Here is a 25,835-nt window from a genome sequence, read left to right as displayed (position 1 = left end):
CTCGTCGGTCGCGCAAGATAGGCGCATGCATGCGCGCGCGAAAGTGCAACCTCGGATTGCGGCCCCCAAAGGCTCCTCGGGGGCTGTTATCCTGGGGCGACGGTCGGGACGAATGCGGGGCACCACGCGTAGCACTCGAGCATCGAACCCGTGGGTGTGGCCGTCGCTGTGGGCATGCGCATTGGCGTGCCAGTTCGACAGCAGCGGACACGGCGGCTCCGGGGTCGCGAGCGCCAGCAGCAGTGAGAGCGGCAGCGGTGACGCGACCCTGCAGCCGACCACCACGGCGAGCACGAGCTCAGCGACCGCGACCAACGGCACGGTCGGCACCGGTGACAGCGACGGCAGCAGCAGCGCCGGCGAGGGTCCGTGCGAACCCGGGACCCTCGGCTGCGCCTGCAACGACGGCATGTGCCAAGCAGACCTCGGGTGTGTCGACGGCACCTGCGTGACGGTGTGTGGCAACGGTACGCTCGAGGGCAGCGAGCAGTGCGACCCGCCCGACGACGGGCCCGACCAGGGTTGCGAGGCCGACTGCACCGTGTCACCCGGCATCGCCGCGCTCGCGCTCGGTCACGATCACACCTGCGGCATGACCCACGACGGTCGCCTGCGTTGCTGGGGGAACGGCGACCACGGCAAGACCGGCCACGCCGACACCGCGAACATCGGCGACAACGAGCTGCCTGCGACGGTGACGGACGTCGACATCGGTGGCGCTGCGGTGGCGGTCGATCTGGGCTCCGCGTTCTCGTGCGCGCTCCGCCGCAACGGCCAGGTGTACTGCTGGGGCTTCTACGAGCTCGGTCGACTGGGCCTGGGGCCGAGCGTGATGCAGGACATCGGCGACTCCGAGTCGCCGGTTCGCGCGGGGGCTGTGCCGCTGCCCGCGAACGTGATCGATGTGTCGGTCGGAGGGTCGCACGCGTGCGCCGTCATCGACGACGGCGCGGTGTACTGCTGGGGCGACGGCAACGCGGGCAAGCTCGGCTATTCCGCAACCGACCCCGTGGGGCTGACCAACACCCCGATGGAGCAGGGGCCGGTGCCGCTCGGACGGGTCGCGGCGCGGGTGGCCGCCGGAGCCGGTCACACCTGCGTGATCGAGGCCGTCAGCGGTGATGTCTACTGCTGGGGCGACGCTGCACAGGGCATCCTCGGCAACCAAACCAACAACCCCGACATCGGCGACGACGAGCCCGCGAGCGCCTCGACCAAGGTCTCACTGCCTTCGCCCGCGATCGACATCAGCGCCGGCTCGCAGCACACCTGCGTCATCCTCGACACCGGCGCGGCCGTCTGTTGGGGCAACGGCGGCGACGGACGCCTGGGCTACGGCGACACGCAGGACCTCGGTGACAACGAAGATCTCATGTCGTCCACCCTCGACGTCGGCGGTGCTGCGGTGCTTCGCATCTCGGCCGGCCGCGCGCATACCTGCGCGTTGCTCGATGGTGGCGACGTGCGCTGCTGGGGGCAGGGCGCGGCGGGCAAGCTCGGGCAGGGCGCCACCGACAACCTCGGTGACGCCGCCGGCGACCTGCCGGCGCTGATCCCCTCGGTCGTGGTCGACGACGATCCGACCGCGCAGGTCCTCGACATCGTCGCGGGCGGCGACCACACCTGCGCCCGGCTCGACGGCGGACGCGTGCGCTGCTGGGGCGAGGCCGCTGCGGGCCAGCTCGGCTACGGCACCGTCGACGACATCGGGAACGACCCCGGCGAGCTACCCAGCTCGGCCGGCGACGTCCCGGTCGGCGGTTGACGACGCCGACGCGGGCGCGATCACTTGAACTCGAGCAGCTCGACGTCGAACACCAGCATGCCGGCGGGCTTGCCCGGCTTGCCTTGGTAGGCCAGCGCTTCGGGGATCCAGAAGCGCGTCTTCTCGCCGACCACCATCAGCTGCAGACCCTCGGTCCAGCCCTTGATCACGTTGCCCAGTGGGAACTGCGCGGGGCTGTTGCGGGTGACCGAGCTGTCGAACATCTTGCCGTCGGTGGTCCAGCCCGAGTAGTGGACCTTGACGTTGCTGGCCGCGGTCGGGTGATCGGTGCCGGTGCCCTTCTTGAGGACCTTGTACGCGAGTCCGCTGGCGGTCTTCTGTGCGTCGGTCGGCGGCGCTGCCACGTCCTTGGGGGTCTCGGGCGGTGGCGGCGGCTCGGGCAGCTTCTCGATGCTCTGCAGCTCGACGTCGAACACCAGCATGCCGGCGGGCTTGCCGGGCTTGCCGTCGTACGCGAGCTCCTTGGGGATCCAGAAGCGCATCTTCTCGCCGGCGACCATCATCGGGATGCCCTTGGTCCAGCCCGGAATCACCTGCTTGAGGTTGAACGAGGCCGGCTTGCCGCGGGTCACCGAGCTGTCGAACATCTTGCCGTCGGTCGTCCAGCCCGAGTAGTGGACGGTGACCTTGTCCCACTCGCGCGGGTGCTCGTTGCCGGTGCCGGGCGCGAGCTGCTTGTACGCGACGCCCTCTGCGGTCTTCTTCGCGTCGGCCGGCGGCGCGGCGACGTCGGCGGGCACCTCGGGTGCGGCCAAGACCTCGACCACCTTCATGTCATAGACGATGGTGCCGGCGGGACGGCCCTTGGCGCCCTTGTAGGCCAGCGCCTCGGGGATCCACAGTCGCGCGGTCTCGCCCTGGTGCATGAGCTGCAACGCCTCGGTCCAGCCCGGCAGCGCCTTCGCGACCGCGACCGTGCGCGGCTTGCCCTCCTCGGCGAGCTCGACGGTGGTGCCGTCGGTGGTCCAGCCGGTGTACTCGATCTTCACCGAGTCGTTCAGCTTCGGGCTCGGGCCGGTGCCCGGCGTGATCACGCGGTAGGCGATGCCGCTGTCGGTGCGCTGGGCATCGGCCGGCGGCGCAGCGACGTCCTCGGGCGGCGGCACCTGCTTGCCGCGCGGCTTGGGCTTGTCGGTCTTGGCCTCGGGCGTCGCGGTCTCGGGCGCCTTGGTCTCCGCCTTGACCTCTGTCTTCGCGGGGGCCTCGGGGGTGGTCTGCGTGCAGGCGACGGCGTGGACGAGCCACAGGGCACTGAACCAAGGAACGACGGTGCGCTTCACGGGAGCGGACTCTACGGCCAGCCCCGCGGGGTTGTCGAGCACCCGGACGCGGTGGGGCTCGCGCCTCGTGCCCGGCGGCGCCCGACGGTGATGGCGCTGCCCCGGACGCGAGACCCTGGCCGACGCAGCCCGCTCGCGGCGCGCCGGCGGCGGTTCAGGGCTCGGGTTCGTCGAGGCTGTCGAGCACGTCGGCGAGCTTTGCAAGCCGCTCGGCGAAGCGGCGCGCCTCGGCGGCGGTCAGCTCGACCGGTTCGCCCTTGGGCAGTGCGGCCTTGATGTGGATCGCGCGCTGCTCCTCGATCCACGCCATCGCCTGCTTGACCCGCACCAGCTCGGCCGTGCTCTTCATGCGTGCCGGCATCGTACCACCGGTGCGTCGGCTTTCGCGGGTGCCCTCGCGGTTCGGCCCGGCTTGGGCGAAGATCACGACCGCAATGGAAACCGACGCGCGGGCACGGCTGGAGGACGACATCCGTCGCGCGTGCGACCAGGAGCGTTTCGGCGAGGCGGTGACGCTCGCGCTCAAGGGCTTCGGCCCCGAGGTGATGGGCTACCTGGTGGCGATGACCAAGAACGAGGTCGACGCCGCCGATGCGTTCTCGCTGTACTGCGAGGACGTCTGGAAGGGACTGCCGCGCTTCCGATGGGCCTCGAGCTTCCGCACCTGGTCGTATACCGTCGCTCGACACGCGCTCTCGCGACTGACCCGCGATCCCGAGCGACGTCGACCAAAGGTCGCGATCACGGGATCGCAGGAGTTCATGGAGCTCGCGGTGCACATCCGCACCACCGCCATGCTCAATCGCGGCGCCGATCCAGCCTCGCGCGCCGAGGCGCTGCGCGAGCAGCTCGAGCCCGACGATCGCACGCTGCTGATCCTGCGCATCGATCGAAAGCTGTCGTGGACGGACATCGCCCGGGTGTTCCTCTCGGAGACACCCGGGGCGCCCGAGGCCGAGGTCACCAAGACCTCGGCGATGCTGCGCAAGCGCTTCGAGCGGGTGAAGGATCGCCTGCGCAAGCTCGCGGCCGAGGGCTGATCACTTCGGCTGCGGCACGACGCGCAGGTACGGCTTGATGGTCTTCCAGCCGCCCGGGAACTTCGACTTCGCGTCCTCGTCGGACACGCTCGGCACGATGATCACATCTTCGCCCTGCTGCCAGTTCACCGGCGTCGCCACGGCGTGCTTCGCGGTGAGCTGCAGCGAGTCGATCACGCGCAGGATCTCGTCGAAGTTGCGGCCGGTGCTGGCCGGGTAGGTGATGATCAGCTTGACCTTCTTGTCGGGCCCGATCACGTACACCGAACGCACCGTGAGGGTGTCGTTGGCGTTGGGATGGATCATGTCGTAGAGGTTCGAGATCTTGCGATCGGGGTCGCCGAGCAGCGGGAAGTTCAAGCCCACGCCCTGGGTCTCCTCGATGTCGCCGACCCAGCGCTGGTGGTCGTCGACCGAGTCGACCGACAGGCCCAGCACCTTGACGTTGCGCTTGTCGAACTCGGGCTTGCGCTTCGCGACCGCGCCGAGCTCGGTGGTGCACACCGGCGTGAAGTCCTTGGGGTGCGAGAACAGCACGCCCCAGCTCGAACCGAGCCACTCGTGGAAGTGGATCGTGCCTGCGGTGGATTCTGCGGTGAAGTCTGGGGCAATGTCGCCGAGTCGGATCGTCATGGTGCTCCTCGAGGGTCTCTCGTGTGGCGGCAGGATACGGCGAAAATCGCCCAATCCGACACCCCACGGGCCAACTGCCCCGTGAGCTAGGGGGCCGCGGCGGCCGCCACGTGTTCCAGCGCCCGATGCCGTGGAATCGACGTTCTACGGGCCGGTGCGGGCCTGCACGTAGAGCGAGAGCGGGAAGTCGCCTTGCCCGCCGGTGAAGACCGCGTCGGGCACATCGATCACGAACGTGTGCGGGCCCGACGGCAGCGCGCCGAGCTCGACGATGCGGATGTCGATGACGTCGCCGGGGCACCAGTTGCTGAACGACTGCCAGGCCTCGTCGGACATCGGGCTCGGGCCGTAGATGCCGTTGGCCTGGGTGTTGTACTTGCGAAACGGCTCGCACGTGGTGCGACCGGGCTTGTAGTGCGCCGCGAGCATCTCGTCGACGTACACGTAGTGATCGCGACGAACGTACTCTTCGCCGCCCGCGTTGGCGCCGTGGTTCGAGGTGATGAGGACGAGCTGGGTCTGCTCGCTGTCACCGGGCAGCTCGAACTCGAGGGTCTTGCGCGTGGTCCCGATCGCATCACTGGCACCCTCGGCGTAGTTGTTGAACGGCTGCTCGATCGCCAGCGGCAGCATGACGTCGAAGCGCGGCGACTCGTGGGCGCTGTCGCTGTAGAGCAGCAGCGAGCCCGACTGCGTGTCGTTGCGGCCCGCGCAGCCCGCGATCTCGTCGTTGGCGGCATAGGGTACGCCGAAGACCCCGAGCTCGAACCATGGATCGTAGCTCTGCCACAGCGCGTCGTCCTTCAGCACCGACAGCAGGCTGTCGACCTCGAACTCATAGGGCACCGTCATCGGCGAGACGTTCATGTCCATGAACGGTGTGATGAAGCGAGCGACCTCGATGCGGTCGACCTCGGCGGGCACGTAGCTCTCGGCGCCCTTGGGCACCAAGGCGAGGTGCACGGTGCCGATGCGGTCGTAGTTGTCGCAGCGGGCCCCCACCACGACCCCGAGCATGAGGGTCTGCTGCAGGGCCGCGCGGTCCTCGTCCGAGAGGCGCGTGGCCACCAGCGCGTTGGTGTGGCGGACGATGCCCTCGGGCACCGGCTCGTCCACGGTCGCGGCGTAGCCGTCGTAGAAGATCACCTCGTCGATCAGCATCAACGTGACGGGGTCGGGTGGCGGGCCACCGTCGCTGCTCGAATCGACGCCGCCGCTGTCACTACCGGTGGACGTGGCGCCCGACGAGCCGCCCGACGAGCCGCCCGACGAGGTGGGGTCGACCATGGTGGTCGACCCGGACGACGACGTCTCGCTTTCGCCGGGTGCGGGACCGGAGCTGCAGGCGAGCAGCGTCGCGGCCACGCACGGGCCGACGCGTGAGAGACACAGCTGCACGCAGGACCGCGAGCACGGGGCAGACGAGGGCGTCATCGCAGCAAGGTGTACCAGAGCGTGCACGCATTCCGAAACGGTGTGGCCTCACGGGTCTTGGCCCTGTTGGGCCCTGTTGGGCCCTGTTGGGCCCTGTTGGGCCCTGTTGGGCCCTGTTGGGCCCTGGTGGCGGGTGGACGGTCCGCCGCACCCACATGCCGCCCACTGCCGTCGTCGCGCGTCAGCCGATGTCGAGCGCCGACACCGAGGCGAGCCACTGCTCGAGGTCGGCCAGCAGCGAGGCACGATGCTCGGGCACCGCGGGCATCGCCGCGATGCTGTCACGCAGCGCCTGGCGTGCGCGCGACAGTCGGGTCGTCAGCGTGCTCACGCCGATTCCGAGCACCTCCGAGATCTCGGTGGTGCGCAGGCCCTCCCAGTGGAACAGCACGACCAGCAGCTGGGTGTCGACGTCGAGCGTCTGCAGCGCGCGCAGCAGCAGGGTCTGTTCTTCGTACCGCGCGACCAAGCGACTCGCGCTCGGTCCGGGATCCACGGCGCCGCTGATGTCGCCGGTCTCGAAGACGTTGGCCTCGACGGTGCGCGTGCGGATCTGATTGAGCAGCAGGCTGCGGGCAATCGCAAACAGGAACGGACGGAAGCTCTCGGCCTGGCGCAGACGGCCGCGGCTCTCCACGCAGGCGAGGAACGTGCGCTGGGTGAGGTCCTCCGCGAGCCAACCCACGCGCAGATCGAAGAAGCGAAAGACCGAGCGGTAGTAGCGACCCACCAGCTCGGAGGCGGCGTCCTGCTCCCCCCGCGCCCACGCCTCGAGCAGCTCGGGGTCGGATCGCATGCGGTCCCTGTTGTGGACCACGGGCGCGTCGCTCGCAAGCATGTCGGTGGGGCACCGCCTTGGCTCGCGAGGTCGCGCACCGCCTCGGCTCGCGCGGCCGTGGAGGTGGCCTCGGCTCGGCTGCGCGCGCGGATCTGGGCTATGCTGGGTATCCCGATGGCGGGCCTGGGGGCGAGCACGGACTCCTTCACGCCGCCGCCGCTGGCGAGCGGCTCGTACGGTCGCTACACCCGCTACACCATGCTGCGGCGCATCGCGACCGGCGGCATGGGCGAGCTGTTGCTGGCGCGTGCCGCAGGTGCGCGCGGGGTCGAGAAGCTGGTCGCGATCAAGCGCGTGCGCCCCGAGTACGCCGGCGATCCCGAGTTCGTGTCGATGTTCCTCAACGAGGCCCGCCTCGCGGCGGCGCTCGATCACCCCAACGTCGTGCGCACCTACGACCTGGTCGAAGACGCCGGCAGCTGCTTCATGGTCATGGAGTACCTGCACGGCGAGTCGTTGGGGCGCCTGCTCAACGCCGCGGTCGCCCGCGACGAACGCATCGCGCTCCCGCACGTGGTCACGATCGGCCTCGGTGTGGCCGCCGGCCTGCACTGCGCCCACGAGCGTTGCGGCGTCGACGGCCGTCCACTCGGCATCGTCCACCGCGACCTGTCACCGGGCAACGTGTTCATCACCTACGAGGGTGGGGTGAAGCTGCTCGACTTCGGCATCGCGAAGGCGACGAGCCGCACCTCGATCACCCTGGGCCCCGCGCGCAAGGGCAAGGTCGCGTACATGTCGCCCGAGCAGTGCGTCGGCGCGCAGGTCGACCGACGCAGCGACATCTTCGCGCTCGGCGTGGTGCTGTGGGAGCTGAGCACCGGGCGACGATTGTTCCGCGGCGACAACGAGTTCGCGATCATGAATCAGATCACCAGCCTCGACGCGCCGTCGGCCCTCGACCACGCGCCCGAGCTGCCGGCTGCGTTGGCGTCGATCCTCGCGCGCGCGCTGCAGCGCGACGTGCAGGCCCGCTACCAGGACGCGATGGCGCTGCACGACGACCTCGAGGCCTTCGCGCAGGCCCACGCCGTGATGCCGTCGTCAGCCGCACTGGGCCGCCACCTCATCGAGCTCTGCGGTCAGCGCGAGTACCCCTGCGTCGATCCGAGCCACGAGTTCGAGGGGCCGCGCGCGTCGACGTTGGTGGTGCCCGGGGCCGTCGCACCGGTGCGTCGCCGTCGACTGAGTCTGGTGCTCGCGCTCGCAGCCGGGGCTGCGGTCGGGGCCGCCGGCGTCGCGGCCTCGTCGTCGCGCACGACGACATCCGCGGCCGCCTCGCCGCCCGAGCTCGCGCCGCCGATGCCCGCCGAGGTGCCGTCGCTTGCCCAGACGGCGAGCGCTCGCACCGAGGCGCCGCCGCCGAGCGAGGCGCCCACCGCCGACGCACGCACGCCCGTGGCACCGGCGGGCGATCCGACACCGGAGCGCCCGCCGTCCTCGACCGCGAGCTCCGACGTCGCAGCCGAGGTGCCGACGATCGTCGCACCCGACGACCCGCCGGCGCCGACCCGTGCACGTCGCAACGAGCGTGCGCGACGGGCCACCACCACCACCGCCGCCGCGCGCGAGCCTGCGCCCGCGCCCGTCGTGGCGCGTCCGGTGCGTGGCGTCGACGGTCTGCTCCCGCGTGGCGAGTAGCGGTGCCCGCGAGCCCGCCTCCGCAACGCGCGAAGGGTCTGCGATGATCCGTCGAGTTCCCGGAGATGACGCGCCTGCTCAGCACGCTGCTCTCGCTGGCACTCGCGGCCCCCGCCGCCGGGCCCATCGAGGTGCCGCCCGAGATCACCGACGCTGCGGCGCGCGATCACTTTGCCGCCGGCATGGCAGCGTGGCTGCGCGATGACTACCCGACCGCCCAGGCCGAGCTCGAGCGGGCCTACGCGCAGCAGTCGGTGCCGATCCTGCTCTACGCGCTCGGCCAGCTCTCGCGCTTGCAGGGCGACTGCGAGCGCGCGCGCGAGCGCTTCACCGCCTATCTGCAGACCGGTCCGTCCGAGTCCGCGGCGCAGGACACCCGCGTCAACCTCGAGCGCTGCGTGTCGGCGACGCCCGAGCCGCCACCGCCGGCGGTGCCGTCGCCCCGCGTCGAGGTGACGCCCGCATCGGCAACGGTCCTCGATCGAGCGCCGCCGCGGGGGCGAGGCGCGGCGATCGGCGTGCTCGCGGCCGGGGCGGTGGTGGCCCCGATCGGTGCGGTGCTGCTCGCGACTGCGTTCGCACGGCAGCGCGCGGCCGAGCGCGAGTCCGGTGTCGACGCGTTCGAGCGCGGGGTCCGGGGCGCGCGGGCGCAGTACTGGGGCGGAGTCGGGCTGCTGTGCACCGGCGCGGTGGCGATCGTCGGCGCGGGGGTGTGGCTTGCGGTCCTGCAGCGTCGCCGGCCGGTGTCGCGCTCGAGCACGCCGACCCACGCGCGTCGGTGAGACAAGCCGCCGGTTCGCGTTACCACCGGCCATGCGACGCAGCTCGTCCTTCGTCCTCGGCGCGGTCGCGCTGGCCTGTGCGGGCCCCGACCGCGATGCGGCACCGGCGTCACCCACGTCGAGCGACGCCACCGGTACGAGCGGCGGCTCGACCACCGTGTCCGGTAGCGCGGGCACGGGCAGTGCGACCACCGAAGCGGGCGACACCAACGGCGCGACGATCGGTGACACGACCGGCGACGACGGGGCCAGCAGCAGCGGCGGTGCGGATCTGGGCGTGCCGATGTTCGTCGCGCAGGGCATGGTCGGTCGCACGACCGTCTCGTGCGACGACGGTCTGACGTGGATCGGCGAGCGCTCGTGGGACGTCGAGGGTGACGCGCACCTGTGTGGCTCGACGACGCCGGTCGACTGCAGCGGTTCGGGCTCGACGTGCACGCAGCGGTGGTTCGACGGCAGCTGCAGCGAGGAGGCCTGCGATTGCGGGCACAGCCCCGGCTTCAGCAAGGGCGTCGAGCACGGCGCTGGACGCTTCGTCGCGACCTGGGGCTGGGGATGGCCGGGCGCGGTCGCGACGAGCACCAACGGCTTCGACTGGCAGACCACCCTCGATGGCGACACGTTCGGAGGCCTGCGCTACGGCGGCGGGCGCTTCGTGGTGGCCTCGCGCACGCCGCAGACCTCGCTCGATGGCATCACGTGGACGGCGTCGCAGGAGGCCGATTTCCACGGCGACGACGGCGTGACGATCTGGAGCGTCCGTCGCTTCGGCTTCGCCGACGTCGATGGCGGACGCTTCGTCGCCTACGCCAGCGGCGACACCAGCGTCGACACGCTGATCAGCTCCGACGGCGGCGACAGCTGGTGGCGGCCGCGGTCCATGCCGAGCGACTGCCTCGGCGAGGGTCCGGGTGCCTACGGTGACATCATCGCTGGCAACGGTGTGATCGTGATGGTCGACGGCGACGGCCACGCGTGTCGCTCCGACGACGGCGGCTCGAGCTGGACGGCGCACACGATCACCGACAGCCGCATCGCCTCCTCGGGCGTGTGGACCGGCGACGAGTTCTGGTTCTGGGGCTTCGGCAGCCGCTACAGCAGTGCCGATGGGATCACGTGGACGACGACGCCGATCGACGCGCCCGATGACATCGGACCGGTTGCGCGCAGCCCCGAGGGCACGCTCGTCGCGGTCAACAACGTGTGGCTCGGCTACGAGCAGCAGGCGTTCCTGCGCAGCACGGACGGCGTGACCTGGGCGTCGCTGCCCGACGGCGACTTCACGCCCGGCCACCCGATCTTCTTCATCGCGTTCGGACACGCCGAACCCAGCGCGATGTGCCCGGGCACGTAGCGCGTCGGGCACGTTGCCGCGGGCGTGGCGACGCGTCCGGCGTCAGCCGAAGATGCCCGGCAACGGCTTGCCGAGGTCGGCCGCGACGTACGCGTCCGCGGGCCAGTTGTAGGGCCCGTAGAAGATGTCGCTGTGGCCGTAGCCCGGCCGACCGTCGCGCTCGTAGTCGGCGGGTTGCAGCCCCATCGCCTGCAGCAGCGTCACCAGCAGCCGGTTGTGCGGCACGCCGGGGATCAGCACGCCCCACGGGAGGATCGGGTTGGCGTAGTCGTGGCTCATCTGCGAGTAGTCGACGTAGTAGCCGGTCTTCAAGCTGCCGCCCGCGCCACCGGCGAGGATCGTCGGCATGCCGATGACGTAGTGATCCATCGCGAGCTCGCTGCCGAAGTACACCACCGAGTTGTCGAGGAAGGTCAGTCCCTCGGCCTCCTCGACGTCGAGCTGCGCGAGGAAGCGGCCGAACACCGCCTCCACGACCCAACGATTGAGGCTGTTGATGTTGGCGTGGTCGCCGGCATCGTCGACCGCGTCGTGGGCGAAGTCGTGCCAGTCGCCGATGACGTCGTCGCTCTCGTGGTACGAGTTCATCTTCGTGCCCGAGGCGTCGGTGATGCCCATCTGCGCCTGGAACGTGACCAGCCGCGTCAGGTCGCAGCGCACCGCTGCGCACGCGATGTCGACCAGCAGCCCGACCCAGGTCTCGAAGTCGGCGACGCTGCTGACCTCCTGCCACGGGTAACCCACGCCGTAGGTGGGTGGTTCGTCCGGCTTGCTGCAGCCGGCACCCAGCCCGCTGGCGAGCTCGCGCTCGATGTCGTCGAGGAAGCTCATGTGGCGATCGAGCGCGGCACGATCGTCGGCGCTGAGCCGGCTGTGCTGACGTAGCCGCGCGTAGTCGTCGTAGACCGCGTTGACGAGCCTGCGATTGGGATGCTCGGTCGGCATTCCGGGCTCCATGAAGCTGCCGAACAGATCCTCCCAGACATCGTGGGGCTCGAGGTAGGCGGGGATGTTCTCGATCGGCCCACCGGGCTGACCGTAGTCGGTGTCGGAGATCGATCCCGGGCTGCCGGTGGCGAGCACCAGTGCGCGCTCGAGCGGGGCCGTGGGGTAGAACCGATCGGAGTACGCCAGCACCTGATCGATGGTCGGCATCGCACCCAGGCCGCGCGCCTCGAACTCCGCACCCGATGCACAGTTGGCGTAGTTGCCGAGCATCATTCCGTTGCCGTGGCTGGTGCCCTGCAGGTAGTCGAGGCCGCGCAGCAGCAGCAGCTTGGGGAAGAACGGCTCGAGCGCGGTGCCGAGCACGTTCGACATCGGTGCACCCGCGAAGTCGGCGAGCGGGGCCCACTTCGCGTTGCTGCCGGGCATGTCGGTGTGCAGCGCGGTGGTGCCGTCGGCCCGCGCGCCGCCGTACATCGCGTCGCGCGACTGGTAGCCGGCCGGCAACGCCGTCGGCCAGAAGTCGCCGACCATCTGTCCACTCTGCGACATCACGGCGATCAGGCGTCGCGGCGGGCCGTCGATGGCACCGCGCGCACTGCGGGGCAGCAGCGACGGCAGGAACGGCAACCCCAGGGCCATGCCGCTGGCGCTGCGAAGGAACATGCGTCGGCCGGTGCGTGGCGTGGTCATTGGACCCTCCGGGTGCGGAAGCTGGTGTCGAGCGCGAGCTCGTGCATGGCCGCGCGCAGCGAGCCGCCGTCGCGCAGCGCTGCCTCGACGCGGTCGATGGTGCAGGCGTCGTCGCTGCCGTCCTCGCGGCCGAAGCCCGCGCGGAAGTACTGCTGCGCGAAGCAGGCCTCGCTGCGCCCGCTCGCGACCACCTGCTCGGAGAGTGCGATGCCACCGGCGATCACCGCCTCGTCGCCGGCGAGTCCGGGCGCAGCGGCGTCGTCGATCGGCAGCGTCGCGAGCACCTCGCCGGTGGCTTCGTCGATGACGCGCTCCTGCGTGCGGTAGCGGCCGAACGCGTCGTAGCGCTCGAGTACGAAGCCGACCGGGTTGATCGCGGTGTGGCAGCCCTGGCACTGGCCGTCGGCCGTCTTCGCCTCGTAGCGCGCGCGTGTGGTCTGATCGGCGGTCACCGGCGGGCGGTCGAGTGCGCCCGGCGGGAGCATGGTCGGGTCGGGGGCGGGCAGGTCGTCGCAGAGGATCCGTCGACGGATCGCCGCGCCGCGATGGACCGGATGGGTCTGCTCGTCGCCGGTGAGCAGCAGTGCCGTGCGCGTGAGCAGCCCGGCGCGCTCACCCGCGGGCATGCGCGGCGGCTCGGACACGCCGTCCCACGCCGGCACGCCGTAGATCGCGGCCAAGTGCGGCGATCGTGTGAGCGAGAGATCGGTGAGCCACAGGTCGGCGAGGTCGCCGTCCTCGTCGAAGGTGAAGTGGCGCACGAGCGCGTGCACTTCGTCCTGCGCGGCGGCGAGGTGATCGGCATCGGGCTCGTCGAGCCCGAGATCCTCGGCGAAGGTCGCGAATGCCGGGGTCGCGGGGAACGACGTGATGCCGCCCAGGCGCAGCCACTCGTCGTAGAAGCGGTCGACACCGTCGGCGGTGCGGGGGTCGTCGAAGACGCGCTCGAGCTGGGCGAGATAGCCCTCGTCGGTGAGCAGCGAGCCATCTTCGGCGGCGGCGAAGAGCTCGTCGTCCGGCATCGTGCGCCAGAAGTGGAACGACAGCCGCGAGGCCAGCGCGTAGCCATCGAGGGTGTAGAGTGCGTCGTCGCCGTCGCCGTCGACCTCGACGTGGTAGAGAAACTGCGGCGAGAGCAGCAGCGAGAAGATCACGCTGCGATAGGCCTCGACTGCGGTGTCGGCCTGCGCCGCGAGGGCCTGATAGGTCGCCCGCTCGTCGGCGTCGAGCGGTCGCCGAAAGCTACGTCGGCCGAAGTCGTCGAGCAGGGCGTCGAGGCAGGCGGCGTCGAGCGTGCCCGCGGTGGCACAGTCACCCGCGACCGCGGCGAGGTGCGTAGGGTCGTTCGCGACCAGCCCCGCGAGCTTGTCGGCGAGGCGGTAGTACGCCCGCGCGTGCTGGTCCGACACGCGCGCGTCGAGGATGCCGAAGGTCGCACCGGCGTCGTCGACGGGGATGCGGTCCAGCTCGCCGGCCGCCTCGACGGTGACGTCGATGCCGGCGGGCGCGAACAGGTCGCGCAGGGTGTTGCGGTACTGCGCCTCGGACAGCCGCCGCAGGGGCGACACGCTGGTCTGCGCGCAGCCGGCGTCGCCGGTATCGTCGTCGCTCTCGCCCGCGCTGGAGCCGTCGGTGCCGCCGCTGCCATCGGCCGCGCCGTCGGCCTGGCCGACCTCGACGCCGCGATAGCAGCCGCTGGCGAGTGCGAACGTGACCCACGGCAGCATCGCGCGCGCGAGCGCGGGGTTCGGCCAGGAAGGGAGGGGGCGGGGACGGTGCATCGTCAGCGACTCGTGGTCCCCAGTCACGCGAGTCGTCCGCTTGTCCCACGCCCGCGGTGAGGTCGCGTCGATTCCTCGACGACGCGCGGGATCACGGCGTGATGCGGCGCACCCAGAGATCCCAATCGGTGCCCGGTGAGGACTCGTAGCCACAGGCCACGACCGCGCCGTCGGGGGCGAAGGCGAGCCCCCAGGTGGTGTCGCGATCGCCCGCTGGGCCGCTGTAGCCGAAGGTCCACACCTCGTTGCGGTCGGCGTCGTAGCGGCGGATCCACGCGTCGGTGCTGCCGGCACCCGCCCCCATCTCGCCACCGACGAGGAAGCCGCCGCGCTCGTCGACCAACAACACGTTGGCCTTGTCGTCGTCGTGGCCGGGGCTCGCGACGATCTCGTCCCACACCACGTTGCCGTCGGCGGCGCGACGCTGCAGCCACATGTCCGTGTCGCCGGCGGCGGCGGCCCGCCAACCTGCGAGCAGCACGTCGCCCGAGGGTAGCGCGGCGACGGCGGTCCACACCGACTGCGGGTCGTCGGCCGCAGCTTCGTCGGTCCATCGCGTGCGACCCATCTCGTCGAAGGACTCGACCCAGAACCGCTGGCCCGCGGTGGTCTGCTTCATGCCGACGCCGACATAGCCGCCGGCGATCGCAGCGATGCCGTGGGCACGATCCTGGGCGTCGTCCTCGAGGCCGTCGCGGTGCTGCGTCCACCGCACCAGCTGGCCATCGGGGCTGCGTCGCTGGAACCACAGATCGGTCTCGCGATCGAGGTCGGTGGTCGCGTACCCGATCGCGACCAGGTCGCCATCGGGCGCGAAGGTGACATCGCGGATGGCGTCGCCCCACGCCTGGCCGCCGTCCTGCGCGACCGACCACTGCAAGATGCCCTCGTGATCGATGCGCCCGAGCCAGAGATCGCCGCCGGTGTCGACGCGCGTCACGTAGCCGACCACGAGCAGCTCGTCGTTCTCGAGCAGCACCACCGACCAGCCCTCTTCGTCGAGGTGCGCGTCGCCGTCGAGCACCCAGGTCCACCGCGCTTCGCCGCTCGGGTCGTACTGGCGGACCCACAGGTTCTGACCGACGTCGGTCGAGCCGACTTCGCCGATCAGCGTGATGTCGCCGTGACTGTCGACCACCACCGAGTAGCAGCGATCGGGCACGTCGCCGGGGCTGGCGTAGCCGACCTTCCACTGCTCCTGGCCCGAGGGGCGACAGTCGCCGTTGCAGCCGTCGCCCTCGATGTCGTTGCCGTCGTCGCAGAGCTCGTCGGCCTGCATCACCCCGTCGCCGCAGCGCACGTCGGTGCATCGATCGGCGAGCCCTTCACCGGCCCACGCGTGGAAGCGACGGCCCGAGGTGCAGCCCGCGTCGGCTTCGCTGCAGTAGCCCTCCGGCTCGCAGCGCGCCTCGACGCCGAGGTCAGCGCACGCGTCGTTGGCGTCGCAGCGATACACCGGCGTCGGCAAGCACGACCCCGAGGCCGCGCCGACCGCCAGGCCGGCGAGCCACGATCGGGCGCGTCTAGCCACCACCTCGACGTGGTTAGCACGACGCCTCGTCGAGCGTCCACGTTGCTCTCGCGCCGCTGGTGGTCGGCGCGCCGTCATCGCGCGATCGCGAGCCCAAGCGCAGGAGGGGTCCTGGCGAAGCTGGTATCGTGATCGCGTGTCAGCGCCTACGGCCCATCGTGCCGCGTTGCCGCCGCTCTCGCGGCTGGCCGAGGATGCGCTGCGGGCCGAGGTGTGCCGGAGGCTGTTCGGGATCCACACCGACGTGCCGACCATCGGGCGCTACTTGGTGCGCGAGCGTATCGGTCGCGGCGGGCACGGCGAGGTGTACGCGGGCTACGATCCCGAGCTGCGTCGCGACGTCGCGCTCAAGACCCTCCGCCCCGGGATCGATGCCCGCGCCTGGATCGTCGCCGAAGGACGCACGTTGGCGCGGCTGTCCCACGAGAACATCGTGACGGTGTTCGACGTGGGGAGCTACCGACCGCCGGGCTCCGCCGAGGACTGTGGATTCCTCGTCATGGAGCTGTTCCCCCACGGTTCGCTGGATCAGGTGCTCCCGACGCTCGATCGCCCGCAGGTGGAGGCCGCACTGCGAGCCGCCGGACGCGGGCTCGCGATCGCCCACGCGCACGGTGTCGTGCACTGCGATTTCAAGCCGTCGAATGTGCTCTTCGGCGCCGAGGGGAGGGTCGCGGTCGCGGACTTTGGGCTCGCGCGAGGTTGCGAGGGCGGCTCGATGCCGTCCGGTGGCACGCTCGGGTACATGGCGCCCGAGCAGCTGTGCCGGAGTCGCCCTGTGGACGCCCGTGCGGATCAGTATGCGTACTGCGTCACCTGGATCGAGGCGATCACCGGCCACTCGCCGCGCTGCGACGACGCATGGCAATCGTCGCTCACGCCCGCGACCGTGGCTGCGCTCTCGCGCGGGCTCGCCGAGGATCCCGAGGCGCGCTTCCCCGACGTGACGTCGCTGCTCGAGGCCCTGGGCGCGGCGGCTGCGGCGAAGCCCCGGCGCCGCGTCCGGATGAAATGGCTCACCGCTGCCGCGCTCGCCGTCGCGACGGTGGGCGTGGTGGCGTCGGTGCGTCCGGTGTCGCGCTGCGACGATGCGACGTCGCTGCCCTGGGAGGCCGACGCTGCGCTGGTGCCCGCGGGGTTCGCGTCGGCCCACCGGCGCATCGAAGAGTTCCACGACCAGTGGCTGGCCGCACGCCAGGCGATCTGCGAGTCACCCGCGGCGCGATGGCGACCGCAGGCGCAGGCGTGCCTCGACGCCGTGCGCGGCGAGCTGCGGGATCGGCTCGCACGGCCGGTTGCGCCGATCACGGCCGAGGCGGTTCGCATCGCGCTCGCGGGCTTGCCGTCACCTCGGCGCTGCGCCGACCCCACGGCGCTCGAGGCCGACGCAGCGGCGCGCGACGAACTCGCGCAACGCCGGGCGCTCGAGTCCTCGGAGCACCTCGAGCGCGCCCATGCAATGGGGCTCGCGGGACGTTTCGCGGAGGCGGCTGCGCTCGCCGAGGACGCGCTCGCCGGCGCCGCACAACCTTCGGCACCCCACGTACGTGTGGCTGCGCTGCGTCAGCTCGGTGCGGCCGCGCATCGCTTGGGCGACCTGGAACGCGCCCGTGCCTCGCTCGAGGCCGCGTACTTCGACGCGCTGGCGTTGGGTGACGACGCGGCCGCCGTCGCCGTCGCACGCGAGGCTGCGATCGAGCTCGTCTACCTGTTCGGTGAGACCATGTCGCGTCCCGACGACGCGCTGCGTTGGGCGCGACACGCTCGAGTGTTGGTGCCCGAGGACGCCCGCGGCGCGTGGTGGTACCTCTACGGCGGCATTGCGGCGGCCGAGCTCGCCCGTGGAGACCTTGCAGCTGCGCGGGCGGCCGGCGTCGCGGCTTTGCGTGCGGGCCGGGGTCGCGACCTCGCAGTGAGTCACCGCCTGATGTGTCGCGTCGAGCTCCGTGCCGGTGCGCTGGCGGCCGCGCAGCAGGCGTGCGCGTTGGCGCGGGCGCACGCGGTGTCGAGCAGCGTCACCGATGTCGCCGCGTGGGCCGAGCTCGACACGCTGGCGGCCGAGCTCGCCGCCGAGCAGGGAGAGCTCGCGCTAGCGGCGGCCCACGCCGGGGTCGCGGCGCAGTGGAGCCGCGCGGGCAGCCCGGTCGAGGCCACGTCGAGCCGCGCCACCTCGGCGCTGTTCCTGGCCGCACGCAACGTCGCCGCCCAGGAGCGTCCGCGATGAGCGACGACGACGATCGTCAACTCTTGCTGGCCTGGCGGCAGGGCGATCGCGCCGCTGGCAATGCTCTCGTCACGCGCTACATCCCGGTGCTCCATCGCTTCTTCTCCAACAAGCTCGACGGGCCGATCGCGGACGTGGTGCAGGACACCTTCGCAGCGTGTGTCGCGGCGCGCGAGCGGATCCCCGAGGACATCGGCTTCGCGGCCTACCTGCTGGGCATCGCCCGCAATCACTTGCTGATGCTGCTCCGCGCACGACGCTATGCTCGGCGGCAGTTCACCGGTCCGCTGTCGACCAGCGTGGCGCGGACGTCGGCACGGCCGAGCGAGCGGCTAGCGGCGCAGGACCAGCGCGAGCTCTTGCTGCTGGCCCTGCGGCGACTTCCGCTCGAGCAACAGACGCTGCTCGAGCTCTACTACTGGGAAGAGCTCGCGGTGACCGAGCTCGCCACGGTCTGCGAGATTGCGGCGGGAACCGTGAAAAGCCGCCTGTTCCGCGCCCGCACGCGATTGCGCGAGATCCTGCATGAACTCGGTCTCGACCACACCGCCACGGGTGCCGTGCTCGCGCAGCTCGGCGGCGCCGAGCTGCCGTGAGTCGCACGCTCAAGGCGCGCAGTCGGGCACACGGATGACGTAGCTCGCGAGGTCGGCCTCGGCGTCGCTCTCCCAGCTCGACACGAACAGCACCCGGGTCAGGTCGTGGTTGGCGACCGCCTGGGTCTCGCCCCAGTAGGGCACCGGGCCGTAGTGGCTGTGCGCGAGGTTGTAGATGCTCGGGGAGGCGGCCAGCTCGACCATGAAGATCTTGTCGTAGAACCACTGCGTGCTGGGATCGCACGGCGCGTTGCCGTAGTCCTCCCGACAGCCGTAGCTGCTCACGACCACGTACCCGGGACGATCGCGCGCGGTCCCGCTGATGTGGAACGCCGACAGCGAGTGGTTGTCTCCGTACAGCGGGAACAGCGGCGTGACCTCGCCGTCGTCGAGCGCGACCATGTTCACGAAGCCCGCGTCATCGCCGTCGTACGCGGTGTAGACCAAGACGTCGTCGCCGCTGGCGGTGGTTGCGAGGTCGCTATGCTCCGAGCGGTCGTGTAGCTGCACCGAGTCTGCGAAGTCGGTGGTGTAGGCCCGCGTGCCGGTGGGGTAGAGCCACGAGATCACGCAGTAGTCGCCCGACGGGGCGGTCGAGAGATGATCGGGGGTCTCGTCGGCCGCCATGCTGCCGAGGATCTCGTCGGCCGTGAAGTCGTAGGCGATGAAGCCCGCCGCAACGAACGCCCCGCCGGGGCCGGTCGCGCTGCCGACCTCGAGGCACCACACGCGGCCATCGTTCGAGGGACGGCCCTCTTGCTTGGTCCACATACCCTGCGCTCCGGGGAACAGCGCAGCGATGCGCGGGCCGAGGTCGCTCGCGACGGTCTGGGTGCCGGCCGCCACGTCGTGCCGCGTGATGGTCGTGCCGCCGCCGTAGGGCTCGAGTGTGTACAGCACGTTCGGATCGGTTGCGTCCCAGTTCGGCTCCTGCGACTCGGCGACATCGAGCGTCTGCACGAACGAGAAGGTGCCTTCGGCGGCGACGTCGTACAGGCGAACCCAGCCGTTGGACGAGATCATGACCGCCCGGGTGCCGTTGGCGTTGAAGGCCGGGCGTCGCGAGTACTCGTGACGAACCCAGCTGGGGAAGTCGCGATCGGTGACCTGCGAAGCGTCGGTGACCCGCGCGACCGACAAGCCGTAGTGCTCGTCGTCGTAGAAGGTGCCCAATGCCGGCCGAGGCCCCCCCAGCGTCGGCTCGGAAGCATCGAGGCCCTCGATGAGGGTGTCGAAGTCGCAGTCGATCGCGCCGGTGTCACTGCCCGTGGTGTCGCTCGCGGTCGCCGAGCCCCCGTCGGTGGTCGTCGTGGGCGTCGCGCCGTCGTCGTTGCCCGTGGACGCGTCTGCGGTGGACGCGGTGTCGGAGCCCGACGCGGTCGCCTGGGTCGCGCCATCGGTGTCGGGGGCCGGGCCGAAGGTGGCGGTGTCGGTCGACGTGATCGCGCCGCTGCCGTCGCATGCGCTCAGCAAGGTCGAGAGCGTGAGCCCGCAGACGAACGCGGCGCGCTGCACCGGCGCAGGGCGAGGGACAGAAACAAGGGAAGCAACTCGATCGGCGATCATGGGCTCGTGCGCGGCGGTCGGCCGCGGACTCCTCGGAGGCGGCATTGCACGAGCCCGCCGATGGTTCCCGCGGTGGCGTCGGCACCCGCGATGTGAGACAGCTGCGGTGTGTCGCCCTGGTGCCGCACGCCTGCGTTGGCCATTCTCGCGCTCGGCTGCGAGCGTTCCGGGCCATCGGACCCGCCGGCTGCGGCGTCGGGCTGCGCGACACTGCAGGTCATCGCGCCGGGCGAGCTCTTGGACGACGCGCTCGCGCAGGCCAGCCCCGGGAGCTGCATCCACCTGGGCGCCGGGCGCCACGTCCTCCACTCGACCGCGACGATCGATCGCTCGGGTGAGCCAGGTGCGCCCATCGTGATCGCGGCGCAGGGCGACGCGATCATCGACGGCAGTGCGATCGCCGATGGCCCGACCCTCGCCGTCGCTGCGAACCATGTGATCGTTCGCGGCCTCGCGTTCGAGGGCACGCCGACGGTGGGCGAGCACAACGTCGTCGTGATCGAAGGCGACGAGGGCCGGCATGGCCGGGGGGTGGTGTTGCGTGACTGCGTGGTCACCGGCGGCCACGACCAGCTGAAGATCCGCGGCATGGCGACCGGCGTGCTGGTGGAGAGCTGCGAATTCCACGGCGCATTCGGTCACATCCCGATCAGCATCACGGGCGCGCAAGCCCTGACGATTCGCAACAACGTCTTCCACGACTGGCACGCGGGCGACGATGGCGCGCTACAGATCAAGGGTGGCTCCCGTCAGGTGCGGGTCGAAGCGAACCTCTTCCGCGACATTGGTGGCCCCGCGGGGGCGCTCGCCCTGGGCGACGGCTGTGGCGCCACCTGCGACCACGACCCCGAGCACTACGCGGCACGCGAGATCGTGGCCGCGCACAACCGCTTCGAGCGGGTCGCGCGACCCTTCGATGTGCTCGGTTGCCGCTCCTGCGTGCTTCTGCACAACGTCATGGTGGGCTGCGGATACGAGACCGCCGCGATCAAGCTCGGCGTCGCCGAGACCAACGGCGCCCAGCGGGCCTCGCTCGACACACGCGTGATCGGCAATCGCTTCGTCGCGGCCGGCGTCCCAGCCGACGCCCTCGTCCACGTCGTCGGCGACGCGGCACGGGGCCTGACGTGGGCGGCAAACTTCCTGGACACGCATCCACTCGGGCGCCCGCAGGGGTAGCAAGCCCCGAGCGAAGCTCTGTCGCGCGAGAGCTTCGTCGGGGCCGCGATCGCGGCCATCGTCGGGCGGCGTCCACGGACGCGCGCGTCACTTCGCGATCGCGACGCGGCGGCCCTGCAGCGACTTCGCGGTCCGCACCAGCGTCACGAACTCCGCGCGCGTGTGCTCGGGGTCCTTGCCGAGCGCACCGGCGGCGAGATCGAGCGCGGTGTCGAAGGTGGCCTGACCGCGGTGCTCGCTGCCGCGCAGCACCATGCCGAACTCGGCGACCGCGGCGGCGAAACGGAAGTCGTCGGTGGTCTTGTCGAGCGGGCGATCGTCGGGGCTGACGGCGAAGCTGAGCAGGTCGCTCTTGTCGCCGCTGGGCTGCTTGTAGCGGATCTTCACCGTCATGAGCTCGCCGCTGCTGGCGGCCGGCGTGAGCGCGGTGGCCTCGCCTTGGTACTTGAGCGGGTCGACGCCGGCGCTGCCGCGGCCGCCCGCGGGCACGACCTCGTAGAGCGCAGTGACGGTGTGGCCGGCCCCGATCTCACCGGCGTCCTTGGTGTCGTCGTTGAAGTCGGTATGGGCGAGCTTGCGATTCTCGTAGCCGATGAGGCGATACGATGCGACCTCCTTGGGGTTCCACTCGACCTGGATCTTCACGTCCTTGGCGATGGTCACCAACGTCGAGCCGCCCTCTTTCACGAGCACCTTGCGGGCCTCGGCGATCGAGTCGATGTACGCATAGTTGCCGTTGCCCTTGTCGGCGAGCATCTCCATCGTCGAGTCCTTGAGATTGCCGCTGCCGAAGCCGAGCACGCTCAGGAACACGCCGGACTTGCGCTTGGCCTCGATGAGCTTCACCAGGTCGCCCTGGCTGGTGGTGCCGACGTTGAAGTCACCGTCGGTGGCCAGGATCACGCGGTTGATGCCGCCTTCGATCATGGTCTTCTCGGCCAGTCGGTAGGCCAGCTCGATGCCGGCGCCGCCGTTGGTCGAGCCGCCGGCAGAGAGCCTGCGCAGGGCGTCGTTGATCTCGGCCTTGTCGGCGGTGGGCTCGAGCACGACCCCCGAAGCGCCGGCGTAGACCACGATCGAGATGCGGTCCTGCTTGCGCATGCCGTCGACCAGCATGCCCAGGCCCTGGGTCAGCAGCGGCAGCTTGTCGGGGCTGTTCATCGATCCCGAGACATCGAGCAGGAACACCAGGTTGCGCGCGGGCACGTCGGAGGCGTCGATGGTCTGCCCCTGCAGGCCCACGTGCACGAGCAGGTGATCCTGATTCCATGGGCAGCTCGAGACCTCGTGGGTCATCGAGAAGGGCGTGTTGCCCTCGGGCGCGGCGTAGTCGTAGTCGAAGTAGTTGACGAGCTCTTCGATGCGCACGGCGTCGGCGGGTGGCAGCGTGCCGTCTTGCAGGAAGCGACGCGTGTTGGCGTACGAGGCGGTGTCGACGTCGATCGAGAACGTCGAGCGCGGATCGTCGGCGACCGCGACGAAGTTGTTCTCGGCGATCGCGGCGTAGTCCTCACCGCTGGCGACCTCGGTGGTTGGACCGGCCCAACCACCCATGGCGCGCTTGGCCTTCGACTCGCTGCGAGCCGCGAAGTCCTTGCTGGGCTCGGCCATCGGCGGGGCCGCAGGCGAGGCGGTCGTCGCGGACGTGTCGCCCTTGGTGCCTGGCTGGGCACGCTGGGTCGCATCGGCGACCTCGGACTCCTCGCGCGGGGCCTTCTCCACGTCGGCGTCGCTGACGGGTGCGGAGGTGGGCCTCGGCAGGGCGACGCGCTCCGCCGAGCCCTGCTCACCGGCTGCGATTGTCGTCGGCTGGGTCGATGCCCGCGAATCAGCAGCGGCCGCGGCGGGTGCCGGTGCCTCCTGCCCGCAGCCCGCGAAGAGCGTCAGGCAGGCCAGGGCGGCGCAGGAGAGGCGGAAGGTCGCGGGGCGGATGGGGCTCTGGGCTGGCACGCAGGCTGGAGGAACGGACGTCGCCCGGGAATCGATCTACGGGCGACATCGGCGGGCCAGACGGCCCGCCCGAGCCCTCATCCACGTGCGTGGGAGAGCCCCTGCGCACGCTCGACCAGGGTGATGAACTCGGCCCGCAGACCGCGGGCATCGCGGCCGAGCGCACCGCGGGCGAGCTCGAGCACCTGCGCGAAGCTGGCGTCGCCGCGGTGGGCCGAGTCACGCAGCAAGAGCCCGAACTCGGCCACCGCGGCGGCAAAGCGCAGGTCATCCGAGGCAGCCGGCAGCGCGATGTCGCTGCCGTGCACCTCGAGGCTGCGCTCGACGCTGGTGTCGCCGTCGGGTTGCTTGTAGCGCAGCTTCACCGATGCGAGGGTCGTGGCGGCGTCGCGCGAGCGCGGCGCGATCTCGTAGAGCGCAGTGACGGTGTGGCCGGCACCGATCTCGCCGGCGTCCTTGCGGTCGTCGATGAAGTCGGCGTCCGCCAGCATGCGGTTTTCGTAGCCGACCAGGCGGTACGACGCGACCTGCTCGGGGTCGAACGCAACCTGGATCTTCACGTCCTTGGCGACGGTCACGAGGGTCGAGCCGGCCTCGGTCACGAGCACCTTGCGGGCCTCGGCGATCGAGTCGATGTAGGCGTAGTTGCCGTTGCCCTTGTCGGCCAGCATCTCCATCGTCGAGTCCTTCAGGTTGCCGGTGCCGAAGCCGAGCACGCTCAAGAACACACCCGACGCGCGCTTGGCCTCGATCAGCTCCACCAGTGCCGCCTGGTCGGTGGTGCCGACGTTGAAATCGCCGTCGGTGGCCAGGATCACGCGGTTGATGCCGCCCTGCACGAAGCTACCCTCGGCGAGACGATAGGCCAGCTCGATGCCGGCACCGCCGTTGGTGGCGCCGCCGGCCTGGAGGCGCTGCAGCGCAGCCATGATCTCGGCCTTGTCGGAGGTCGGCTCGAGCACGACGCCCGAGGCCCCTGCGTACACCACGATCGAGACGCGATCACCCTCACGTAGCGTGTCGACCAGCATGCCCAGGCCGCGCTGCAACAGTGGCAGCTTGTCGGGGTCGTTCATCGAGCCCGAGACATCGAGCAAGAACACCAAGTTGCGGGTGGGCACCGCGGACTCGTCGAGCGCGCGGGCGGCCAGGCCAATGCGCATCAGCTGGTGATCGCTGGCCCACGGGCACGGCGCGACCTCGGCGTGCACGGCGAAGGGCTCGTCGCCGGTGGGCCGCTCGTAGTCGTACGTGAAGTAGTTGATGAGCTCTTCGATGCGCACCGCGTCGGCCGGCGGCAGCGTGCCGTCCCGCAGGAATCGGCGCATGTTGCTGTAGGCGGCGGTGTCGACGTCGATCGAGAAGGTCGAGACCGCGTCGGTGCTGGTTGCGACGACCGCGTTCTCGACGATGCGGGTGTAGTCCTCGCGGCTCTCGGCCTTGCGCTCCTCCATCCGTGCGGCCGGCTCGGGGTGGCCCTGCCGTGCATCGAAGTGGCTCGGTGAGGCCTCGCGCTGCGAGCATGCGGAACCGAGGATGGCGAGGGCGACGAGGAGGCGGGTCGAACAGGCGCGTTGCATCGTGCAATTGCAGACGACCGAACGCGGCGCCCGGTTCGTGGCGGACGGTCATGGTTCGGCCTGGCCTCGGTCCTGGTGCGGTCCGCGAGCGCGTCAGCGCAGCAGCAGCGCGACGCCGAGCACCGCGATCGCGGCACCGACCACCGCGCGCGGGCCGGCACGCTCGCCCTGCAGCCACACTGCGAACGGGATCACCAGCAGCGGCTGGGTGGCCATGAGGCTCGCCGCGATGCCGGCGGCGGTGTGTTGCGCGGCGTACAGCGACAGGCCCACGCCGAGGAACGGGCCGAAGGTGCCGCCGAGCGCACAGCGCAGCATCGCGGTGCGGTCGCGCAGCGCCGCGCGGACCTGCGGCCAGCCGCGTGCAGCCGTGGTCATCGCGACGAACGCGACCGCGCCCACCAACACGCGGATCTGCGTCGACGCGAATGCGTCGTAGTCGCCCATGCCGTGCTTGGCGAGCACCAAGCCGAGCGCCTGGCCGAGCGCGCCGAGCAGCGCGAGCACGAGCCCGCGGGCGGGCGCGCCGACTTCTGTCGCCGGCGACGTCGTCGGTGCCGCGGTGCGCTCGCGGATCGCGATCATCAATCCCGACACCGTCAACGCGATGCCGAGGATCGCCAGCGCCTCGAGCCGTTCGTCGAGCACGAGCCAGCCGATCACGGCGGTGAAGGCAGGTGCGGTCGCCATCACCAGCGACGCCAGTCGCGGCCCGATCAAGACGAAGGCGCGGAAGAGGCACAGGTCGCCGAGCGCGAAGCCGGCCAGCGCCGATGCGGTGAGCCACGTCCACGCGTGGGCGCTGGCGTCGCTCGGCAGCGCGTGTCCGCGGGTCACCAGCCCCCATGCCGCGAGCCAGGCGAACGCGACCGGCATGCGCAGCAGGTTCACCGGCAGCGCGCCCACGCGGCGACTCGCGGCGGTGAACCACAGCGCGGTGAAGGTCCAGCAGACGGCGGTGCCCAGCGCTGCGAGCTCACCTGCGAGGCCGAGGAGCACGAT

At 70.9% G+C, this 25,835-nt stretch carries 20 protein-coding genes; 8 read left to right on the top strand and 12 right to left on the bottom strand.

The genetic code is table 11. The annotated features are described in order from the left end of the window. The first annotated feature begins 154 nt into the window (after nt 1-154). Entirely contained in the window at nt 155-1,765 is a 1,611-nt protein-coding gene (locus IPH07_30565; GenBank protein MBK6921779.1) for a hypothetical protein, read from the top strand. A gap of 20 nt (nt 1,766-1,785) precedes the next feature. Here the strand turns inward: IPH07_30565 and IPH07_30560 are convergent, their stop codons facing one another. Further along, complete coding sequence (locus tag IPH07_30560; GenBank protein MBK6921778.1) at nt 1,786-2,892, bottom strand: FKBP-type peptidyl-prolyl cis-trans isomerase; 1,107 nt, start codon at nt 2,890-2,892, stop codon at nt 1,786-1,788. A 328-nt stretch (nt 2,893-3,220) separates the two neighbouring features. Next, nucleotides 3,221-3,427 carry a hypothetical protein gene (locus IPH07_30555; GenBank protein MBK6921777.1) on the bottom strand — a complete coding sequence of 69 codons (207 nt, stop codon included), beginning with the start codon at nt 3,425-3,427 and terminating at the stop codon, nt 3,221-3,223. A 73-nt stretch (nt 3,428-3,500) separates the two neighbouring features. Here IPH07_30555 and IPH07_30550 point away from each other — a divergent pair, with 73 nt between their 5' ends. Continuing rightward, complete coding sequence (locus IPH07_30550) at nt 3,501-4,106, top strand: sigma-70 family RNA polymerase sigma factor (GenBank protein ID MBK6921776.1); 606 nt, start codon at nt 3,501-3,503, stop codon at nt 4,104-4,106. Here the strand turns inward: IPH07_30550 and IPH07_30545 are convergent, their stop codons facing one another. The 3 genes from IPH07_30545 to IPH07_30535 all read right to left on the bottom strand — a co-directional run bounded on the left by IPH07_30545 (nt 4,107) and on the right by IPH07_30535 (nt 6,969). Beyond that, a complete protein-coding gene (locus tag IPH07_30545; GenBank protein MBK6921775.1) occupies nt 4,107-4,739 on the bottom strand; it encodes a peroxiredoxin in 633 nt (210 codons plus the stop codon). Between the two features lie 144 nt (nt 4,740-4,883). Beyond that, nucleotides 4,884-6,026: a hypothetical protein gene (locus IPH07_30540; GenBank protein MBK6921774.1), complete on the bottom strand. Its 1,143-nt coding sequence runs from the start codon at nt 6,024-6,026 to the stop codon at nt 4,884-4,886. Nucleotides 6,027-6,354: 328 nt separating this feature from the next. Beyond that, nucleotides 6,355-6,969, bottom strand: a complete 615-nt coding sequence (locus IPH07_30535; protein ID MBK6921773.1) for a sigma-70 family RNA polymerase sigma factor — start codon at nt 6,967-6,969, stop codon at nt 6,355-6,357. A 156-nt stretch (nt 6,970-7,125) separates the two neighbouring features. Between IPH07_30535 and IPH07_30530 the strand changes: the two genes are divergently transcribed. The 3 genes from IPH07_30530 to IPH07_30520 all read left to right on the top strand — a co-directional run bounded on the left by IPH07_30530 (nt 7,126) and on the right by IPH07_30520 (nt 10,788). Continuing rightward, nucleotides 7,126-8,652: a protein kinase gene (locus tag IPH07_30530; protein ID MBK6921772.1), complete on the top strand. Its 1,527-nt coding sequence runs from the start codon at nt 7,126-7,128 to the stop codon at nt 8,650-8,652. 65 nt (nt 8,653-8,717) lie between these two features. Beyond that, nucleotides 8,718-9,434, top strand: coding sequence for a hypothetical protein (locus IPH07_30525; GenBank protein MBK6921771.1), 717 nt, complete (start codon nt 8,718-8,720; stop codon nt 9,432-9,434). 31 nt (nt 9,435-9,465) lie between these two features. Then, nucleotides 9,466-10,788: a hypothetical protein gene (locus IPH07_30520; protein MBK6921770.1), complete on the top strand. Its 1,323-nt coding sequence runs from the start codon at nt 9,466-9,468 to the stop codon at nt 10,786-10,788. A 42-nt stretch (nt 10,789-10,830) separates the two neighbouring features. Here the strand turns inward: IPH07_30520 and IPH07_30515 are convergent, their stop codons facing one another. The 3 genes from IPH07_30515 to IPH07_30505 all read right to left on the bottom strand — a co-directional run bounded on the left by IPH07_30515 (nt 10,831) and on the right by IPH07_30505 (nt 15,738). Continuing rightward, nucleotides 10,831-12,426: a DUF1552 domain-containing protein gene (locus IPH07_30515; protein ID MBK6921769.1), complete on the bottom strand. Its 1,596-nt coding sequence runs from the start codon at nt 12,424-12,426 to the stop codon at nt 10,831-10,833. Continuing rightward, the gene (locus tag IPH07_30510; GenBank protein ID MBK6921768.1) at nt 12,423-14,207 is read right to left on the bottom strand and encodes a DUF1588 domain-containing protein; all 1,785 of its coding nucleotides are present in this window, start codon (nt 14,205-14,207) and stop codon (nt 12,423-12,425) included. The genes IPH07_30515 and IPH07_30510 overlap by 4 nt, the downstream gene beginning before the upstream one ends. A 91-nt stretch (nt 14,208-14,298) precedes the next feature. Continuing rightward, entirely contained in the window at nt 14,299-15,738 is a 1,440-nt protein-coding gene (locus IPH07_30505) for a DUF4215 domain-containing protein (GenBank protein MBK6921767.1), read from the bottom strand. A gap of 136 nt (nt 15,739-15,874) precedes the next feature. Between IPH07_30505 and IPH07_30500 the strand changes: the two genes are divergently transcribed. Both IPH07_30500 and IPH07_30495 read left to right on the top strand, forming a co-directional pair. Beyond that, the gene (locus IPH07_30500) at nt 15,875-17,962 is read left to right on the top strand and encodes a serine/threonine protein kinase (GenBank protein ID MBK6921766.1); all 2,088 of its coding nucleotides are present in this window, start codon (nt 15,875-15,877) and stop codon (nt 17,960-17,962) included. Beyond that, nucleotides 17,959-18,558, top strand: a complete 600-nt coding sequence (locus IPH07_30495; GenBank protein MBK6921765.1) for an RNA polymerase sigma factor — start codon at nt 17,959-17,961, stop codon at nt 18,556-18,558. The genes IPH07_30500 and IPH07_30495 overlap by 4 nt, the downstream gene beginning before the upstream one ends. A 9-nt stretch (nt 18,559-18,567) precedes the next feature. Here the strand turns inward: IPH07_30495 and IPH07_30490 are convergent, their stop codons facing one another. Beyond that, the gene (locus IPH07_30490) at nt 18,568-20,073 is read right to left on the bottom strand and encodes a hypothetical protein (GenBank protein MBK6921764.1); all 1,506 of its coding nucleotides are present in this window, start codon (nt 20,071-20,073) and stop codon (nt 18,568-18,570) included. A 186-nt stretch (nt 20,074-20,259) separates the two neighbouring features. Between IPH07_30490 and IPH07_30485 the strand changes: the two genes are divergently transcribed. Next, a complete protein-coding gene (locus IPH07_30485; GenBank protein ID MBK6921763.1) occupies nt 20,260-21,303 on the top strand; it encodes a right-handed parallel beta-helix repeat-containing protein in 1,044 nt (347 codons plus the stop codon). A gap of 87 nt (nt 21,304-21,390) precedes the next feature. Here the strand turns inward: IPH07_30485 and IPH07_30480 are convergent, their stop codons facing one another. From IPH07_30480 to IPH07_30470, 3 genes are all read right to left on the bottom strand, one after another. After that, nucleotides 21,391-22,914: a VWA domain-containing protein gene (locus IPH07_30480; protein MBK6921762.1), complete on the bottom strand. Its 1,524-nt coding sequence runs from the start codon at nt 22,912-22,914 to the stop codon at nt 21,391-21,393. 416 nt (nt 22,915-23,330) lie between these two features. Next, entirely contained in the window at nt 23,331-24,833 is a 1,503-nt protein-coding gene (locus IPH07_30475; GenBank protein MBK6921761.1) for a von Willebrand factor type A domain-containing protein, read from the bottom strand. 93 nt (nt 24,834-24,926) lie between these two features. Continuing rightward, the gene (locus IPH07_30470; GenBank protein ID MBK6921760.1) at nt 24,927-25,832 is read right to left on the bottom strand and encodes a DMT family transporter; all 906 of its coding nucleotides are present in this window, start codon (nt 25,830-25,832) and stop codon (nt 24,927-24,929) included. Nucleotides 25,833-25,835: the final 3 nt, after the last annotated feature.

This window comes from Deltaproteobacteria bacterium (assembly GCA_016709225.1).
GTDB lineage: Bacteria > Myxococcota_A > Polyangia > Nannocystales > Nannocystaceae > Xiheibacterium > Xiheibacterium phototrophicum.
Note: the sequence above shows the minus strand (reverse complement) of the source record. Positions and strands in the feature narration are given on the sequence as shown.